Origin of the sequence: Nocardia mikamii NBRC 108933 (assembly GCF_001613505.1) — a bacterium.
Lineage (GTDB): Bacteria > Actinomycetota > Actinomycetes > Mycobacteriales > Mycobacteriaceae > Nocardia > Nocardia mikamii.
This window is the reverse complement of sequence record NZ_BDCM01000036.1, coordinates 1-1,395: the sequence shown is the minus strand read 5'-3', so window position 1 is coordinate 1,395 and position 1,395 is coordinate 1. Positions and strand designations below refer to the sequence as shown.

The 1,395-nt window shown below is 61.4% G+C and carries 1 protein-coding gene; it reads left to right on the top strand.

The features are described from left to right. Positions 1–1,395, top strand: a 1,395-nt coding sequence (locus NMI01S_RS33610) for a DNA-directed RNA polymerase subunit beta (RefSeq protein WP_501193602.1), incomplete at both ends; no start/stop codon positions are given.

The following is a 1,395-nucleotide window of genomic DNA, read 5'->3' as shown; positions in this document are numbered from 1 at the left end:
CACCGAGAACGGTGAGATGGCGTTGGGTAAGAACCTGCTGGTGGCGATCATGCCGTGGGAGGGTCACAACTACGAGGACGCGATCATTCTGTCGCAGCGTCTCGTGGAGGACGATGTGCTGACCTCGATTCATATCGAGGAGCACGAGATCGATGCCCGCGATACCAAGTTGGGTGCCGAGGAGATCACGCGGGATATCCCGAACGTCTCCGATGAGGTGCTGGCGGATCTGGATGAGCGTGGCATCGTTCGGATCGGTGCCGAGGTGCGTGATGGTGACATCCTGGTCGGGAAGGTGACGCCGAAGGGTGAGACCGAGCTGACCCCGGAGGAGCGGTTGTTGCGTGCGATCTTCGGTGAGAAGGCGCGGGAGGTGCGTGACACTTCTTTGAAGGTGCCTCATGGTGAGTCGGGCAAGGTGATCGGTATTCGTGTGTTCTCGCGTGAGGACGACGACGATCTGCCTCCGGGTGTGAACGAGCTGGTGCGTGTGTATGTGGCGCAGAAGCGCAAGATTCAGGACGGTGACAAGCTCGCGGGTCGTCACGGTAACAAGGGTGTGATCGGCAAGATCTTGCCGAAGGAGGATATGCCGTTCATGCCCGACGGCACTCCGGTCGACATCATCTTGAACACTCATGGTGTGCCGCGGCGTATGAACATCGGCCAGATCCTGGAAACGCATCTGGGCTGGATCGCCAAAGCCGGCTGGAACATCGAGGGTGCCGACACTGGCAACCTGCCGGACTGGGCCAAGAATCTCCCCGAGGAGATGCTGAGCCAGGAAGCCGATACCAACATCGCGACCCCGGTGTTCGACGGTGCGCAGGAAGACGAGCTGACCGGTCTGCTGGGTTCCACCCTGCCGAACCGCGACGGTGAGACCATGGTCGACGCCAACGGTAAGTCGGTGTTGTTCGACGGTCGTTCCGGTGAGCCGTTCCCGTATCCGGTGGCGGTGGGTTACATGTACATCCTGAAGCTGCATCACCTGGTGGACGACAAGATCCACGCGCGGTCGACGGGTCCGTACTCGATGATCACTCAGCAGCCCCTCGGTGGTAAGGCGCAGTTCGGTGGTCAGCGTTTCGGTGAGATGGAGTGCTGGGCCATGCAGGCCTACGGTGCGGCCTACACGCTGCAGGAGCTGCTGACCATCAAGTCCGACGACGTGGTCGGCCGCGTGAAGGTGTACGAGGCGATCGTCAAGGGCGAGAACATCCCCGAACCGGGCATCCCGGAATCGTTCAAGGTTCTGCTCAAGGAACTGCAGTCACTGTGCCTCAACGTCGAGGTGCTGTCCTCCGACGGCGCCGCGATCGAGATGCGCGACGGCGACGACGAAGACCTCGAGCGCGCCGCGGCGAATCTCGGAATCAACCTGTCCCGCAACGA